Origin of the sequence: Mesorhizobium sp. M1050, from assembly GCF_040318715.1 — a bacterium.
Classification (GTDB): domain Bacteria; phylum Pseudomonadota; class Alphaproteobacteria; order Rhizobiales; family Rhizobiaceae; genus Mesorhizobium.
This window is the reverse complement of record NZ_JAMYMV010000011.1, coordinates 78,146-92,965: the sequence shown is the minus strand read 5'-3', so window position 1 is coordinate 92,965 and position 14,820 is coordinate 78,146. Positions and strand designations below refer to the sequence as shown.

General features: G+C 62.8%; 18 protein-coding genes. 6 read left to right on the top strand and 12 right to left on the bottom strand.

The genetic code is table 11. The features are described 5' to 3' along the window. Window positions 1–135 precede the first annotated feature (135 nt). The 3 genes from NKH57_RS09555 to NKH57_RS09545 form a co-directional block, all read right to left on the bottom strand. Complete coding sequence (locus NKH57_RS09555) at window positions 136–600, bottom strand: HPr kinase/phosphorylase (RefSeq protein ID WP_023761133.1); 465 nt, start codon at window positions 598–600, stop codon at window positions 136–138. A 71-nt stretch (window positions 601–671) separates the two neighbouring features. Then, entirely contained in the window at window positions 672–2,456 is a 1,785-nt protein-coding gene (locus NKH57_RS09550; protein WP_352603129.1) for a sensor histidine kinase, read from the bottom strand. Between the two features lie 141 nt (window positions 2,457–2,597). Next, window positions 2,598–3,299 (bottom strand): response regulator transcription factor, encoded by a 702-nt coding sequence (locus NKH57_RS09545; protein ID WP_013528337.1) that lies wholly within the window; start codon window positions 3,297–3,299, stop codon window positions 2,598–2,600. 343 nt (window positions 3,300–3,642) lie between these two features. Between NKH57_RS09545 and NKH57_RS09540 the strand changes: the two genes are divergently transcribed. The 3 genes from NKH57_RS09540 (at window position 3,643) to NKH57_RS09530 (ending at window position 6,547) form a co-directional block, all read left to right on the top strand. After that, window positions 3,643–5,253, top strand: coding sequence for a phosphoenolpyruvate carboxykinase (locus NKH57_RS09540; RefSeq protein WP_352943741.1), 1,611 nt, complete (start codon window positions 3,643–3,645; stop codon window positions 5,251–5,253). Between the two features lie 85 nt (window positions 5,254–5,338). Then, complete coding sequence (arfB, locus tag NKH57_RS09535; RefSeq protein WP_352943739.1) at window positions 5,339–5,776, top strand: alternative ribosome rescue aminoacyl-tRNA hydrolase ArfB; 438 nt, start codon at window positions 5,339–5,341, stop codon at window positions 5,774–5,776. A gap of 141 nt (window positions 5,777–5,917) precedes the next feature. Then, window positions 5,918–6,547: an alpha-ketoglutarate-dependent dioxygenase AlkB family protein gene (locus NKH57_RS09530; protein ID WP_352943737.1), complete on the top strand. Its 630-nt coding sequence runs from the start codon at window positions 5,918–5,920 to the stop codon at window positions 6,545–6,547. On the opposite strand, the gene coaA is transcribed toward NKH57_RS09530, so the two are convergent. The 9 genes from coaA to hisB all read right to left on the bottom strand — a co-directional run bounded on the left by coaA (window position 6,534) and on the right by hisB (window position 12,319). After that, window positions 6,534–7,493 carry a type I pantothenate kinase gene (gene coaA / locus NKH57_RS09525; protein ID WP_023761128.1) on the bottom strand — a complete coding sequence of 320 codons (960 nt, stop codon included), beginning with the start codon at window positions 7,491–7,493 and terminating at the stop codon, window positions 6,534–6,536. The genes NKH57_RS09530 and coaA overlap by 14 nt on opposite strands. A 23-nt stretch (window positions 7,494–7,516) precedes the next feature. Next, a complete protein-coding gene (locus NKH57_RS09520; protein ID WP_352943735.1) occupies window positions 7,517–7,840 on the bottom strand; it encodes a phosphoribosyl-ATP diphosphatase in 324 nt (107 codons plus the stop codon). Window positions 7,841–7,913: 73 nt separating this feature from the next. Beyond that, window positions 7,914–8,708, bottom strand: coding sequence for an imidazole glycerol phosphate synthase subunit HisF (hisF, locus tag NKH57_RS09515; protein ID WP_352943783.1), 795 nt, complete (start codon window positions 8,706–8,708; stop codon window positions 7,914–7,916). Beyond that, complete coding sequence (locus tag NKH57_RS09510; protein WP_352943733.1) at window positions 8,705–9,541, bottom strand: arginase family protein; 837 nt, start codon at window positions 9,539–9,541, stop codon at window positions 8,705–8,707. Before NKH57_RS09510 ends, hisF begins: the two co-directional genes overlap by 4 nt. Further along, window positions 9,538–10,287, bottom strand: coding sequence for a 1-(5-phosphoribosyl)-5-[(5-phosphoribosylamino)methylideneamino]imidazole-4-carboxamide isomerase (gene hisA, locus NKH57_RS09505; RefSeq protein WP_352943731.1), 750 nt, complete (start codon window positions 10,285–10,287; stop codon window positions 9,538–9,540). Before hisA ends, NKH57_RS09510 begins: the two co-directional genes overlap by 4 nt. Window positions 10,288–10,291: 4 nt before the next feature. After that, the gene (locus NKH57_RS09500) at window positions 10,292–10,582 is read right to left on the bottom strand and encodes a DUF1330 domain-containing protein (protein WP_352943729.1); all 291 of its coding nucleotides are present in this window, start codon (window positions 10,580–10,582) and stop codon (window positions 10,292–10,294) included. Between the two features lie 6 nt (window positions 10,583–10,588). Then, entirely contained in the window at window positions 10,589–11,239 is a 651-nt protein-coding gene (gene hisH, locus NKH57_RS09495) for an imidazole glycerol phosphate synthase subunit HisH (RefSeq protein ID WP_352943727.1), read from the bottom strand. Further along, the gene (locus tag NKH57_RS09490) at window positions 11,239–11,715 is read right to left on the bottom strand and encodes a DUF2628 domain-containing protein (protein ID WP_352943725.1); all 477 of its coding nucleotides are present in this window, start codon (window positions 11,713–11,715) and stop codon (window positions 11,239–11,241) included. The genes hisH and NKH57_RS09490 overlap by 1 nt, the downstream gene beginning before the upstream one ends. Window positions 11,716–11,719: 4 nt before the next feature. Then, window positions 11,720–12,319, bottom strand: a complete 600-nt coding sequence (gene hisB, locus NKH57_RS09485; RefSeq protein ID WP_352603109.1) for an imidazoleglycerol-phosphate dehydratase HisB — start codon at window positions 12,317–12,319, stop codon at window positions 11,720–11,722. A 213-nt stretch (window positions 12,320–12,532) separates the two neighbouring features. Between hisB and hslV the strand changes: the two genes are divergently transcribed. Genes hslV through NKH57_RS09470 form a run of 3 tightly spaced genes read left to right on the top strand, consistent with a single transcriptional unit; the run spans window position 12,533 to window position 14,801 of the window. Next, window positions 12,533–13,084 carry an ATP-dependent protease subunit HslV gene (hslV, locus tag NKH57_RS09480; protein WP_023761119.1) on the top strand — a complete coding sequence of 184 codons (552 nt, stop codon included), beginning with the start codon at window positions 12,533–12,535 and terminating at the stop codon, window positions 13,082–13,084. Between the two features lie 53 nt (window positions 13,085–13,137). Beyond that, a complete protein-coding gene (locus NKH57_RS09475) occupies window positions 13,138–13,650 on the top strand; it encodes a GNAT family N-acetyltransferase (protein ID WP_352943723.1) in 513 nt (170 codons plus the stop codon). Continuing rightward, window positions 13,647–14,801: a hypothetical protein gene (locus tag NKH57_RS09470; RefSeq protein ID WP_352943721.1), complete on the top strand. Its 1,155-nt coding sequence runs from the start codon at window positions 13,647–13,649 to the stop codon at window positions 14,799–14,801. Before NKH57_RS09475 ends, NKH57_RS09470 begins: the two co-directional genes overlap by 4 nt. The last annotated feature ends 19 nt before the right edge of the window (window positions 14,802–14,820 follow it).

The following is a 14,820-nucleotide window of genomic DNA, read 5'->3' as shown; positions in this document are numbered from 1 at the left end:
ACAGGCGCATTTTATGCTCGCCAGCCATTCCAGGCGGCGGGAGCGCTATCTTGTCGACGCACGGCCCGTTGACAAGCCCAAAATTGCGCAGGTCCATGCCATTTTGACGCATTGCAGCAAAAAAGCCGGGGCGGATCATAGAAAAGGCGCGATCGACAGCCGCGCCATCACGGCGGGCAGTGCCGTGGCGGCGTTACGCTCGGCAAGGTCGATACGCGGCACCGGGCAGCCTGCGACAGGCTCGCTGATTTCCTCCTCCTGGAAACGGGCCATCTCTGCCTTTGGCACCAGCCTCACATGCAGGTCGATCACTCCGCCCGGCTCGAACGGCAGCGGTCGCGGCAAGAACCCAGGCACTTCGGCGAGACCGGCGATGGTCGCCGGCACGCGACAGACCAGCCGCCCGGCGCGGGCGGCGGCAAGCAGCCTGTCGTCGCCGATCAGCCGCGAGAACAGTCCGCGCGCGCGGCAATGGTCCAGGAGTGTCAGCGCCAACGTCGTCTTACCGGCGCCGGACGGCCCGGTGATAAGGACGCCGCGCTCGCCGATCAGGATCGCGGTTCCGTGAATGTTTTCTGGCTGCGCAACTGGATCAGGCACGATCTTGCACGATCATGTTTTTGGATGAAGCATGATGATCTTGTCCGAAAACCGGTTTCCACTTTTCGGGATCATGCTTCGGCCGGCAGCGTCACGACAAAGCGCGCGCCCTTGATCTCGCCGGGTTTGGTGCCGGGGATGTTCTCGGCGGTCAAGGTGCCGCCATGGGCCTCGACGATCTGCCTGGATATCGACAGGCCAAGGCCTGAATTCTGGCCGAACGCCTCGCCGGCCGGCCGGTCGGTGTAGAACCGTTCGAAGATGCGGTCGATGTTGTCGGCGCGGATGCCGGGACCATTGTCGTCGACGGTGATGATGTTGAACTTGCCGGCGCGCGCCAGCGACAGGCCGATGTGGCCATGGTCCTCGGGAACGAAGGAGCGGGCGTTCTCGATCAGGTTGGTGATGACCTGGCCGATGCGCAGATCATGGCCGACGACGAAATAGCCTTTGACGCCCTGCGGCAGTTTGGCGACCTTGAACTCAATCTCGACCGCCTTCTTGTTGCGCGTGGCTTCACGCGAAACGACGACGAGATCGGTGATGAATTTCTTCAAGTCGACGGTCCCGGCATCTTCGCGTGCGAGCTCCGCGTCAAGACGGGAGGCATCGGAAATATCGGTGATGAGCCGGTCCAGCCGCCTGACATCGTGCTGGATGACGTCCATCAGCCGGCCGCGCGAATCGTCGTTCTTGGCCAGCGGCAAGGTTTCCACCGCGCTGCGCAGCGACGTCAGCGGGTTCTTCAATTCATGCGACACGTCGGCCGCAAAGCTTTCGATCGCCTCGATGCGGGCGTAGAGAGCGTTGGTCATGTCGCGTATCGCGATCGAGAGATTGCCGATCTCGTCCTGGCGGTCGGAAAAGTCGGGGATTTCCTCGCGGCTCTTGACGCCGCGCCGCACCCGCACCGCAGCCGCCGACAGCCGGCGCAGCGGATTGGCTATGGTGGAGGCGAGCAGCATCGACAGGATGGCGGTGACCAAGGCCGCGATGCCGAAGACGCGCAGGATCGCCTTGCGCTCTGCGGCGACGATCTTGTCGATATCGCCGCCTTCGGTCGACAGCATCAGAACACCGAGAACGGCGCGGAAGCGTTGGATTGGCACCGCCACGGAAACGATCTGCTCACCCTGTTCCGATATGCGAACGATGGTCGACGGGCTGCCGGTGAGCGCCTTGACCACTTCCGGGAAGGCGGCGCCATTGCCGCCCGGCTGCTCGTGATAGACCGGCAGCTCGGTGTTGCGGAAGAAGTCGAAGACGAATTTCTGGATGCGCTCGAGCAGATCGGGCTGTTCCTCTTCCACCGGCGGCAGGTCGTAGCGCAGGATTTGGCCGCGCGAATAGAGATGGCGTGAATCGAGCAGCAGATTGGCGTCGCGGTCATAGATGCGGGCGCGGGTCCGGGTCGGCGAGATCAGCCTTCTCAGCACCGGCGCGACACGTTCCGGGTTGATCGGGAAGTCGAGATTGTCGAGTTGGTCGGAGCCCGGTCCAAGGCTTTCGCCGGCCTGCAGCTCAAGCAGCTTTTCCGGGTCGATGCTGATCGAATCCGTCTCGACCGTCGCCGACGCCGCGATCGCGCCGGCGATGATCTCGCCCTGCGTCATCAGGCTTTCGACGCGGGCGTCGATCAGCCCGTCGCGGAAGGTGTTGAGATAGAGAATGCCGGTCACCAGGACGGCAAGGCCGGCAAGGTTGAGGAAGAGGATACGCCGCGTCAGGCTGGAAAAGATATGATGGCCGAGGAAGCGGCGCATCGGGACCGTGATCTTCGACACGAAGGACGGCATGATCCGCGACGGCCGCCTCGAGGCGCCCGCCGGTCTGCTTCGCTGTGCCTCGACTGCCATCGAATAGCAGCTCCCGCCTAGTCTCTAGTTAGACGCATGTCGTCATCCCAAACCGGGACCACTTTTGGGCGACATGAAATACCTTGCTCTGGTGCATGTCGTCACCCCAAAAACCGGGACCACTTTTGGGCGACATGCACCTTACGCCTCGCGGAACCGGTATCCGACTCCGTAAAGGGTTTCGATCATCTCGAAGTCGTCGTCGACGGCCTTGAACTTCTTGCGCAGCCGCTTGATGTGGCTGTCGATGGTGCGGTCGTCGACATAGACCTGTTCATCATAGGCCGAATCCATCAGCGCATCACGGCTTTTTACGACGCCGGGACGCTGCGCCAGCGAATGCAGGATCAGGAACTCGGTGACGGTGAGCGTCACCGGCTCGCCCTTCCAGGTGCAGGTGTGGCGCTCCTGGTCCATGACGAGCTGACCGCGTTCGAGCGAGCGGGCCTGCTGGCTGGGTGTCTTGGCGGCGGCCTCGCGGGCACTGGCACGGCGCAGCACGGCGCGCACCCGCTCGACCAGCAGACGCTGCGAGAACGGTTTGCGGATGAAATCGTCGGCGCCCATCTTGAGGCCGAACAATTCATCGATTTCGTCGTCCTTTGAGGTCAGGAAGATCACCGGGAGGTCGGACTTCTGGCGCATCCGGCGCAGCAGTTCCATGCCGTCCATGCGCGGCATCTTGATGTCGAGGATGGCAAGGTTAGGCGGGCGTGCCGCCAATCCCTCCAGCGCTGACGCACCATCCGTGTAGGTCTCAACGCGATACCCCTCGGATTCGAGGGCGATCGACACCGATGTCAGAATGTTGCGGTCGTCATCGACAAGCGCGATTGTTGCCATTTCAAGCGGCTCCCTCATGAGCTGTCCCTTCTTTCGTAGAGAAGGGGCTTTTGCAGGACAAATTAGGTACAAAATGTGGCATAGGCCTTGCCCGCTGTCACGCGCGGCATGCCGGCGGCCACAATCCTACCTCGATATGGATTGGACGAACGTACATCGCCAATCCTTTGGGCAACCGCCGAACTTTTTGCACATATAAACGATTTAAACAACTTTCAAAATATTTAAATCGATTAATGATTTGATATCATTCGCCTTTTCTGTTTCTGAGCATTTCAGTCCGCGGTGCGGGCTTGTCGGAAACACGCCGGCAAAGATGCGGCAAATCCAAGAAGGGACACCCATGTCGGAAGTCGGCAAACGCAATCCTGCCTGCGCGATCGATCATATCGGCCTGAAAACCACCGGCGTGGTGCGCTATAATTTCGGTGCGGCAGCCCTTTATGAGGAATCGATCCGACTCGGCGAAGCCAGGCTGACCGCGCACGGCGCGCTGCTCGCCGAGACCGGCCAGCACACCGGCCGCTCGCCCAAGGACAAATTCGTCGTCCGCGACGGCGCCACCGAGCCGCATATCTGGTGGGACAACAACAAGGCGATCTCGCCGGCCCAGTTCGACGCGTTGCTTGCCGATTTCCAGGCGCACGCCGGCGACAAGGATATTTACGTCCAGGATCTGGTTGGCGGCGCCGATGAGGAGCTGAAGCTGCCCACCAGGGTCATCACCGAGTTTGCCTGGCACTCGCTGTTCATCCGCAATCTGCTCATCCGGCCGAATGCCGCCGAGCTCGAGCATTTCGTACCGGACATGACCATCATCGACCTGCCGTCCTTCCGTGCCGATCCAGCCCGCCACGGCAGCCGTACCGAAACGGTGATCGCCGTCGACCTCACGCGCAAGATCGTGCTGATCGGCGGCACCTCCTATGCCGGCGAGATGAAGAAGTCGGTGTTCACCATGCTCAACTATCTGCTACCGGCGAAAGGCGTGATGCCGATGCATTGCTCTGCCAATGAGGGCGCGGCCGGCGATGCAGCCATCTTCTTCGGCCTGTCGGGCACCGGCAAGACGACGCTCTCGGCCGATCCCTCGCGCACGCTGATCGGCGACGACGAGCATGGCTGGGGGCCGCATGGCATCTTCAATTTCGAAGGCGGCTGCTACGCCAAGACGATCAAGCTGTCGTCGGAAGCCGAGCCGGAAATATTTGCCACCACGCAGCGCTTCGGCACCGTACTGGAAAATGTCGTGCTCGATGTCGATGGCGTGCCGGATTTCAACGATGGGAGGCTCACCGAAAACACGCGCTGCGCCTATCCGCTGGACTTCATCCCCAATGCCAGCAAGACGGGACGCGCCAACCATCCCAACAACATCATCATGCTGACCGCCGACGCCTTCGGCGTGATGCCGCCGATCGCGCGGCTGAGCCCGGCGCAGGCGATGTATCATTTCCTCTCCGGTTACACCGCCAAGGTGGCCGGAACCGAAAAGGGCGTGACTGAGCCCGAGGCGACCTTTTCCACCTGTTTCGGCGCGCCGTTCATGCCGCGCCATCCATCGGAATACGGCAACCTGCTGCGCGAGCTGATCGCCCGCCATGGCGCCGATTGCTGGCTGGTCAACACCGGCTGGACCGGCGGCGCCTACGGTACCGGCAAGCGCATGCCGATCAAGGCGACGCGGGCCTTGCTTGCCGCCGCACTCGACGGCTCGCTGAAGGCGGCCGAGTTCCGCACGGATCCTCATTTCGGTTTCGAGGTGCCGGTGGCGGTTCGCGGCGTCGACAGCGCCATTCTCGACCCCCGCTCGACCTGGGCTGACAAGGCCGGCTATGACCTGCAGGCGGCAAGACTGGTCGGCATGTTCGCCGTCAACTTCGAGAAATTCGAACGCCATGTCGACGCCGTGGTGCTGGGCGCCGCGCCACGCATGCAGGAAGCGGCGGAGTAATCACGCCATCGGGCTAAGCCGTCGTTGAAAGGCCCGGTCTCGATCGGGCCTTTTCTTTTTTGATCCGCCGCGCCATGACTGCGGCATGGCGAGCGACGACAACATCATCATTGCCGACGATGCGGTGATCTACCCGGGCGACCTGCACGAGGACTTCATCCGTTCGTCCGGTCCGGGCGGCCAGAACGTCAACAAGGTGGCGACGGCGGTGCAGCTGCGCTTCGACGCGGCCAACGCAACGGGCCTGTCGGAGCGCGTGCGCGAGCGCACGATCAAGCTTGCCGGCCAGCGTGCCACCAAGGACGGTGTCATCGTCATCGAGGCAGGCCGCTTCCGCACCCAAGAACAGAACCGGGCGGACGCACGGGCACGGCTCGCGGCGCTGGTCGCCAAGGCCGCCGAACCGCCGCCGCCGCCGCGCAAGAAGACGCGGCCGTCGAAGGGTGCGGTGGAGCGGCGGCTGAAGAGCAAGGCCGGACGCGGCACGATCAAGAAACTGCGCGGCCGGGTGGAGAACGATTAAGCACTACACACCCAATGGCGAGCACACAAAACAACTTCCAATTTCGAACCGCAAATGACATGAGCGGCGACTTTCGGGTCGCCGTTTTCATTTGGCGATGGCATGCTTGACTTTTGACGAACGGATCTAGCGACCAAGCCTATGCTCGTCCTGCCCAAAGGCGTCCGCCACATGCCGGCTTACCTGTCACGCAGCGTGCAGGAAGTGCTGGTCGATGAGGTGAGAAGCATCGTGCAGCAGGCGCCGCTGTTCGTGCCGGCGATGCCGCGCACCGGCAAGGAGATGAGCGTGCGCATGACCAATTGCGGCCCGCTCGGCTGGGTTACCGACAAGGAGCAAGGCTACCGCTACCAGCCGACACATCCGATGACCGGAGCGCCATGGCCGCCAATCCCGAACAGCCTGCTCGAGCTGTGGCGGCAGGTCTCGGGCTATCCGCATCCGCTTGAGGCGTGCCTGGTCAATTTCTACACGCCAGAGGCAAAGATGGGCCTGCACCAGGACCGCGACGAGGGCGATTTTTCGGCGCCGGTGGTTTCCGTCTCGCTCGGCGACGATTGCCTGTTCAGGGTTGGCCAAGTGACCCGCGAGGGCGGCACAAAGTCGTTTCGACTGAAAAGCGGCGATGTCGTGGTGCTCGGCGGCGAAGGCCGCCTGTGCTTCCACGGCGTCGACCGGATCTATCCTTCGACTTCGGCGCTGCTGAAAAATGGCGGCCGCATCAATCTGACGCTGCGGCGGGTGACGAAGCCGGCCGTCACAGCTTCCTGAGCGCCACTTCCTCGACCCGGTGGTCGGCGCCCTTGCGCAGGATCAAGTCGGCGCGGGCCCGCGTCGGCAGGATGTTCTCGCGCAGGTTCTTCAGGTTGATGTTGGTCCACAGACCTTCGGCGATGGCGCGCGCCGAACCCTCCGAGAGCTGCGAATAGCGGTGGAAGAAGGACTCCGGGTTGCGGAAAGCGGTCTCACGCAGCCGCATGAAGCGGGAGATGTACCAATTGTGGATCAGCTTCTCGTCGGCATCGATATAGATGGCGAAGTCGAAGAAATCCGACAGGAAGGGCACGATCTTGCCGTCCTGCGGCAGCTTGCCGGGCTGCAGGACATTGATGCCTTCGAAGATCAGGATGTCGGGCCGATCGATGGTGACGAACTCGCCGGGAATGACATCATAGGTCAGATGCGAATAGACCGGCGCGCGGACATCGGGCAGCGCCGACTTGATGCCCGAGAGGAAGCGCAGCAGCGCGCCGACATCGTAGCTGTCTGGAAATCCCTTACGTTCCATAAGGTTCTCGCGGCGCAGGACCTCGTTGGGAAGCAGGAAGCCGTCGGTGGTGATAAGGTCGACCTTGGGGCTCGACGGCCAACGCGCCAACAGCTCCTTCAACACGCGCGCCGTGGTCGATTTGCCGACCGCGACGGAACCGGCAATGCCGATGATAAAAGGCGTCTTGACGATGTCCACCGCGTTGAAAAAGGCCTGGCGTTGCCTGAACAGCAGCTGGCTCGCCTCGACATGCGCGGACAAAAGCCGCGACAGCGACAGATAGATGCGCTTGACCTCTTCGAGGTCGATCGGGTCGTTGAGCGAACGCAGGCGGCGGAATTCGTCCGCGCTCAGCGTCAATGGCGTGTCGGCGCGGAATTGCGACCATTGCTCGGCGGAGAAGAAACGAAAGGGGGAATATTTCTCGGTTGGCGCGAGCTGATCCATCGAGATACCTGCCCTCCTCGCGGTCAGCCCTTGGGCCGTGACGCCTTCTCGGCGATGCCCGAATGCCCGGTGCGGCGTTCGAGTTCCCTAAGCACGTCGCTCAGCGGAACCCCGGAGAGGCCGAGAACGACGAGCCAATGATATACAAGATCGGCGCTTTCCGAAACGAGGGCCTGTTTATCGCCCTTGACGGCGGCAATGACGGTCTCGACCGCTTCTTCACCAAGCTTCTGCACCGCCTTGTCGATGCCGCGCGCAAACAGGTTTGCAGTCCAGGAGTCCGGATCACCGGAATGGGCGCGTTCCCCAACGATTTTTTCCAGATCGGATAGCGAAAACTCGGTCATGACCGTCATCTATCTGCTTGTTTCAGCATGATCTTTTTGCCGAAAACCGGTTCCCACTTTTCGGGATCATGCTTTAGGACCGATTGCCAAGCGAGTCCAGCCGCATCGGCAGCCCCGCGGCGGCCATATGCGCCTTGGCCTGCGCTATCGTATAGGTGCCGAAATGGAAGATGGAGGCCGCCAGCACCGCGCCGGCATGGCCGTCGCGAATGCCTTCGACCATGTGATCGAGCGTGCCGACACCGCCGGAAGCGATGACCGGCGCCCGCACCGCGTCGGCAATCGCGCGGGTCAGCGCGATGTCGTAGCCGGCCTTGGTGCCGTCACGATCCATCGATGTCAGCAGGATCTCGCCGGCGCCGCGATCGACCATTTTTCGCGCGAACTCGACCGCATCGATGCCGGTCTTTTCTCGCCCGCCATGGGTGAAGATCTCCCAGCGGTCGGCCTCGCCGGCGCCGGACACTTTCTTGGCATCGATGGCGACGACGATGCACTGGTTGCCGAACTTGTCGGCGGCTTCGGCGACGAAATCCGGGTTCTTCACCGCCGCCGTGTTGATCGACACCTTGTCGGCTCCGGCCAGCAGCAGCTTCCTGATATCGGCGACCTGGCGCACGCCGCCGCCGACGGTCAGCGGCATGAAGCATTGTTCGGCGGTGCGGGCGATGACGTCGAAGATGGTCTCGCGATTGTCCGACGAAGCGGTGATGTCGAGAAAGCAGAGCTCGTCGGCGCCGGCGGCGTCATAGGCCGTGGCCGCCTCGACCGGATCGCCGGCGTCGATCAGATCGACGAAGTTGACGCCCTTGACGACGCGACCGTTCTTGACGTCGAGGCAGGGGATGACACGGGCTTTCAGCATCAGCGGCCCTCTATCGTGGCGATGAGATCGTTGAGCAACTGACCGACCAGCGGCGGGACATCGCCCTGCGCGTCGAAGGCCGGATCGTAGGCGGAAACAGTGATGCCGACGACCGGCACCGCAAGCGCCACGGCACAAGCCGCGTCGCGCAACTGTTCCGGGCTCGGCCCGCCGGAACTGACGTAGCGGTTGGCCTGCAGCTGCTGGGGGTCATGCACGTCGAGGTCGAGATGCATGTGCACGCGTCTGGCGCCGGCGACCTTCAGTCTTTCGGTCGCCTGGGCCACTCCCGGACATTCCGTCCGGATGATCGGCAACGTCTCGAGGAGCTGCTTTTCCGCGACATCGAGATCGCGTGCGTTGATGAGCACGCAGCGTGACGGATCGATCGGCTTGAAGCCGGGAATGGCCGCCGCCATCGGGCGCCAGCACAGGCCCAGAACAGTGGCCAGCGCCATGCCGTCGAGAAAGCCATATATGGATGTCTCGGGCGTGTTGAGGTCACCATGCTGGTCGGCCCAGATGATCGCATCGGCGTCCTCGCCGGCGACCGCGCCAGCGCTGGTCAGGCAGTTTCCGGCAAGAACGATGGGAAACCGACCGGCGTCACGGGCAAGGCGAACCTCGGCGGCAACCGCGTTGCAGACGGCAAAGCCGGTGGCGATCTCGCGCTCCTGAATGTCTCCGACCTTGCCGATGTCTTCCACAGCAACGTCGTGGCCAGCTATGGTCAGCGCGTCCACGAGACCGCCCGATATCAGCGAATCTGGACCTTGGCCCATGCCGCCATGGTAGTGGCCGCTGTCATAAGAGGCCAGAATGATGGAGATTTTCACGACCGCGTCTCCGCCGCAGGCCGGCCTTTCAGGATCGCCAGCGCCTCGGTCGGATCGATGCGGCCATCATAGAGCGCGCGGCCGGAGATCGCGCCCTCGAGCTTTCCCGCGTCGGGCATGGTCATGCGCACGATGTCCGCGATCGAGGCGAGGCCGCCGGAAGCAATGACCGGGATCGACACGGCGTCGGCAAGGTCGATGGTGGCATCCCAGTTGATGCCGGTCAGAACGCCGTCGCGGTCGATGTCGGTGTAGATGATGGCGGCGACGCCGGCGCCCTCGAACTTCTTCGCCAGTTCGATGACGCCGAGGCTCGACGCCTCGGCCCAGCCTTCGACGGCAACCTTGCCGCCCTTGGCATCGATGCCGACGGCCACCTTGCCGGGGAAAGCCATGCAGGCCTGCTTGACCAGGCCGGGGTCACGCACCGCCACCGTGCCGAGGATGACGCGGGCCAGCCCACGATCGAGCCAGTCCTCGATCTGCGCCAGCGTGCGGATGCCGCCGCCGAGCTGCACCGGGTTTTTCGTCGCCTTGAGGATGGCGCCGACCGCCGCGCTGTTGACGCTCTGGCCCTGGAAGGCGCCATTAAGGTCGACGACGTGCAGCCATTCGAAGCCCTGTTGCTCGAAGGCCTTGGCCTGGGCCGCCGGATCGTCATTGTAGATGGTCGCGGTGGCCATGTCGCCGTGCTTGAGGCGCACGCATTGGCCGTCCTTGAGGTCGATGGCTGGGAAAAGGATCATCCGTTCAGGCGCCTTCAACGATGACGAAATGGCCTGATGAGGCGGCAAGCCGAAACGTCGAGGCGTGCTGATACTCAGGCGAATGATAGCATTCGACCGCCTTGTCGTAGGACTCGAACTCGACCAGCACGTGACGGTTGCCGGTCGGTCCTTCGGGGCTCTCGTAACGACCGGCCCGCACCGGGAGTTTCGCGCCGTATTTCGCGAAGGCGACGGCATTCGCCTCGATGTACTGCTTGTACACATCGGGATCGCGGACATCGATCATCGCGATCCAGTAGCCCTTTTTACTCATGGTGTTTCAGGGCCTCCAGCGCAGGAAATTGGTGATCAGCGCCAGGCCCAGCGCCTGGCTCTTTTCAGGATGGAACTGCGTACCGACGAGATTGTCACGGGCGACGGTCGCCGTCACCGGGCCGCCATAGTCGGCGACCGCCAGGACCTCGTCCGCTTGGCGCGCATCAAGATGGTAGGAATGGACGAAATAGGCATGCAGCCCGTCCGGCCCGGTCGGAATGCCGGCGAACAGCGGATGCTGGCGCTTGAGGTCGATCGTGTTCCAGCCGATCTGCGGGATTTTCAGTGCCGGATCGGCCGGCCTGATCTCCTTGACGTCGCCTGATATCCAACCGAAGCCGTTGGTGACAATCTTTTCCAGGCCGCGCTGCGACATCAGCTGCATGCCGACGCAGATGCCCAGGAAAGGCCGGCCCTTGGCAATCGCGACCTCCTCGACCGCCTCCCACATGCCTTCGACCGCGTGCAAGCCTGCCGCGCAGTCGGCATAGGCGCCGACGCCGGGCAGAACGATGCGATCGGCCGTGCGCACCCTCTCCGCATCGGCGGTCAGGTCAATGTCCGCGGATATGCCGGCTTCACGCGCGGCGCGCTCGAAAGCCTTGGTGGCAGAGCGCAGATTGCCCGAGCCGTAATCGATGATCGCAACCCGCATCAGCGTCTTCCCGGAATGTGCGTCAGGCCCAGCGCCATGCCCGGCTGCGATGGCCGCGCCAGGGCAGCGTCCGGGACCATGCGCGGTGCCGGTGCGGGCCGATCGGAAAGCGCTTCCGTCTCAAGCGCATAGCGCGTATCGGCGTCATCGAGCCATCCGGCCTCGACCACGCCCCATTCGTGCCAGCCGCGCCGGCGAAGTGCCGATATGCGCAGCCCCTGCCCTTCCAGTCCGACATACAGCGAAACCAGCATCGACAGCAGCGATGCGGCCGGGCCAAGGCCGAGCTTTTGGCCAAGCATGGAAAGCAGGCCCATGACGATGAAGGCAAGGGCTGCCTCGATCCACAGCCGGTGCCAGGCGAGCCATAGCGGCGGCACCAGAAAACCGAGCCAGGCGAAGCCATCGCGGACAAAGGCCGTTGTATCGGCCTTCTCGCTGCGGCCGGGCGGTTCCATGACGACATAGGCGGTCATGACGCTATCCCTTCAAAGATCCCTTGGTGGAGGGTACCGCGTCCGGCTGGCGCGGGTCGCGTTCGAGTGCCATGCGCAGCGCACGCGCCACCGCCTTGAAGCAAGTCTCGGCGATATGGTGGTTGTTGGCGCCATAATGGTTGGTGACATGCAGCGTGATGCCCGCATTCTGCGCCAGCGCCTGGAAGAACTCGCGCACCAGTTCGGTGTCGAAGGTGCCGATCTTCGGCGACGAGAAGGAAACGTTCCAGACCAGGAACGGACGGCCGGACACGTCGATCGCCGCACGCGTCAGCGTCTCGTCCATGGCAAGGTCGATCGAGGCATAGCGCATGATGCCGCGCCGTTCGCCGAGCGCCTTGGCCAGCGCCTGGCCGAGTGCGATGCCGGTGTCCTCGACCGTGTGGTGGTCGTCGATGTGCAGGTCGCCCTTGGCCTTGACCGTCATGTCGATCAGCGAGTGACGGGAAAGCTGGTCCAGCATATGGTCGAAGAAGCCGACGCCCGTCGAAATGTCCGACTTGCCCGAACCGTCGACATGGACCGATACCGCGATGTCGGTTTCCTTGGTCTTGCGGCTGGCTTCGGCGGAGCGGGGCGACATGACCTTGTCCTTGTCCCAGGGTTTTCATGCGTTCCAAGCCTTCACCGGCTTGAAAACGAGAGCCTTCTAGCAGCATGATCCGGCGATTGCCAGTTGCCATCCGGGTGGGTATCGAGCGGTTTGCAATCATCGGGCCCATGCATACATATGGCCGATCAAGTTACTCGTACCGCGCCAATCGCCTTTTGGGATAGCGCTGCTCGGAGCCGGAAAATGTCGAACGAACTGACCATGCACGCCACGACCATCGTGACGGTGCGCAAAGGCAACAAGGTGGTGATCGCCGGCGACGGCCAGGTCAGCCTTGGCCAGACCATCATGAAGGGCAACGCCAAAAAGGTGCGCCGGATCGGCAAGAGCGGCAATGTGATCGCCGGTTTCGCCGGCGCCACGGCGGACGCCTTCACCCTTCTGGAGCGGCTCGAAGCCAAGCTCGAACAATATCCCGACCAGCTGACGCGCGCCTGCGTCGAACTCGCCAAGGACTGGCGCACCGACCGCTATCTGCGCCGGCTGGAAGCGATGATGCTGGTTGCCGACAAGTCGGTCTCGCTGGCGCTGACCGGCACCGGCGACGTGCTCGAGCCCGAACATGGCGTCATGGCCATCGGTTCGGGCGGCAATTTCGCGCTGGCCGCGGCGCGCGCCCTGATGGACAGCGACAAGGACGCCGAGGAGATCGCCCGCAAGGCGATGCAGATCGCATCCGATATCTGCGTCTACACCAACAACAATTTCGTCATCGAAACGCTCGATGCCGGCTGACCCGGCCGCCGACCATGATCCCGAAAAGTGGAAACCGGTTTTCGGGAAAGATCATGGTTGAACAAGAAGATAGATATGATTTTCGGCCGGTGACCGAGAAAGACCTGCCGATGATCGCCGGCTGGCTCGCCGAGCCGCATGTGGCAGAGTGGTGGGACGATCCCGAAACGGAAATCGCCGAGATTCGCGATCATATCGACTCGATCTCCGTCGAGCCGCTGATCGTCGAACTCCACGGCAAGCCGATCGCCTACCTGCAGAGCTACGACCCGCATCTGGAAGACGACCACCCCTATGCCGACCAGCCTTACGGAACGCTCGGCATCGACCTGTCGATCGGCCGGCCGGAGCTGCTCGGGCTCGGCCATGGCTCGGCAATCGTGCGCCAGTTCGTCGAACAGCTGTTCGAGGAAGGCGTGCCGCGCGTCATCATAGACCCGGGTCCCGCCAACGGGCGGGCTATCCGCGCTTATGAAAAGGCTGGCTTTGTTGCCTTTGACTCCAGAATATCGGAATACGGGCCAGCATTGATGATGGCGCGCGACGCGCCACAGGAGCCCGATTGATCCGCGCGGAAACACTCGACAAGGCAATCGCCTCGGGTCTGATTTCGCAGACGCTGCGGGATCAACTTGAGGCCATGGAACGCTCGGTCGCGGCTGAGGCCCAGCACGTCAATGATGAGGGTGACGAGGAAAACCTGCGACTGGTCGGCGGCGGCAATGATCTCTTCATCACCGTGGGGACTGTTCTGCTCAACGCCGGTATCTTCTTCGTCCTCATCACCATGCTTCCTGGTCAGACGTTCTGGATTGCGGGCATTCTTGCGGTTTTCGCCTGGGCGCTCGCCGAAATTGTCACGCGTCAGCATCGGATGAAATTGTCTTCTTCCGTGCTTGCCCTGATCTTCACGGTCGCCATCCTGGTCGCGCTGGCACTGCGGGTTGAGGCCAGCTTTGACATCCGCATGCCGGAGACCATCTGGCAGCTATTGGCGTTGCGCCAGACGGCTTCCCGGGCCGGATACCTGTTTCTCGGCGGGGGAATAGCGGCGGCGGCGATCTATTTCTGGCGCTTTCGCGTCCCCGTCCTTGCCGGGGTCATCGCCATCGCCTTCACCCTACTTGCTTTCCTGCAAACGGCGATAGTCCTGTACGACGGCGTGACGACAGGCGCGGTTGCGCCGCCAAGCCTCGAGGATGTTCCCGAATTACTCCGCGCGGCACTCTACATGCCGCTGATCTGCGGCCTGATCGTATTCTCGACGGCCGTGGCTTTCGACATACACGACCGGGATCGACGCAAGATCTGGTCCGATTGTGCGTTCTGGCTGCATGTCGTATCGGCGCCCATGCTGGTGCATCCGCTCTTTATCATGGCAACTGGCCAGAACGTCGCATTCGGACATATCGCGCCCGACGCCAATGCGACCATCATGCTGACGATCCTGATCCTTGGCTTCGTTTATGTTGCGCTCGCCATAGATCGCCGTTCGCTGTTGGTTCCCACATTGGCCTATTTCGGCTCGCTGGGCATCTACTATCTGGTCAACTCCGCCTCCCATTCGACTGGCATTCCACCTTTTGCCTTGATCTTGGTCGTTGTCGGCGCGTTGATCATCCTTTTCGGGGCGGGCTGGCAACGTATCCGGCGAATTGTCGTCAAGCCCACTTTGCCGGCGGCCGTAATCCGCTGGCTGCCGCCGCTGAAGGCGTAGCGGGCTGTGATGACCGAAG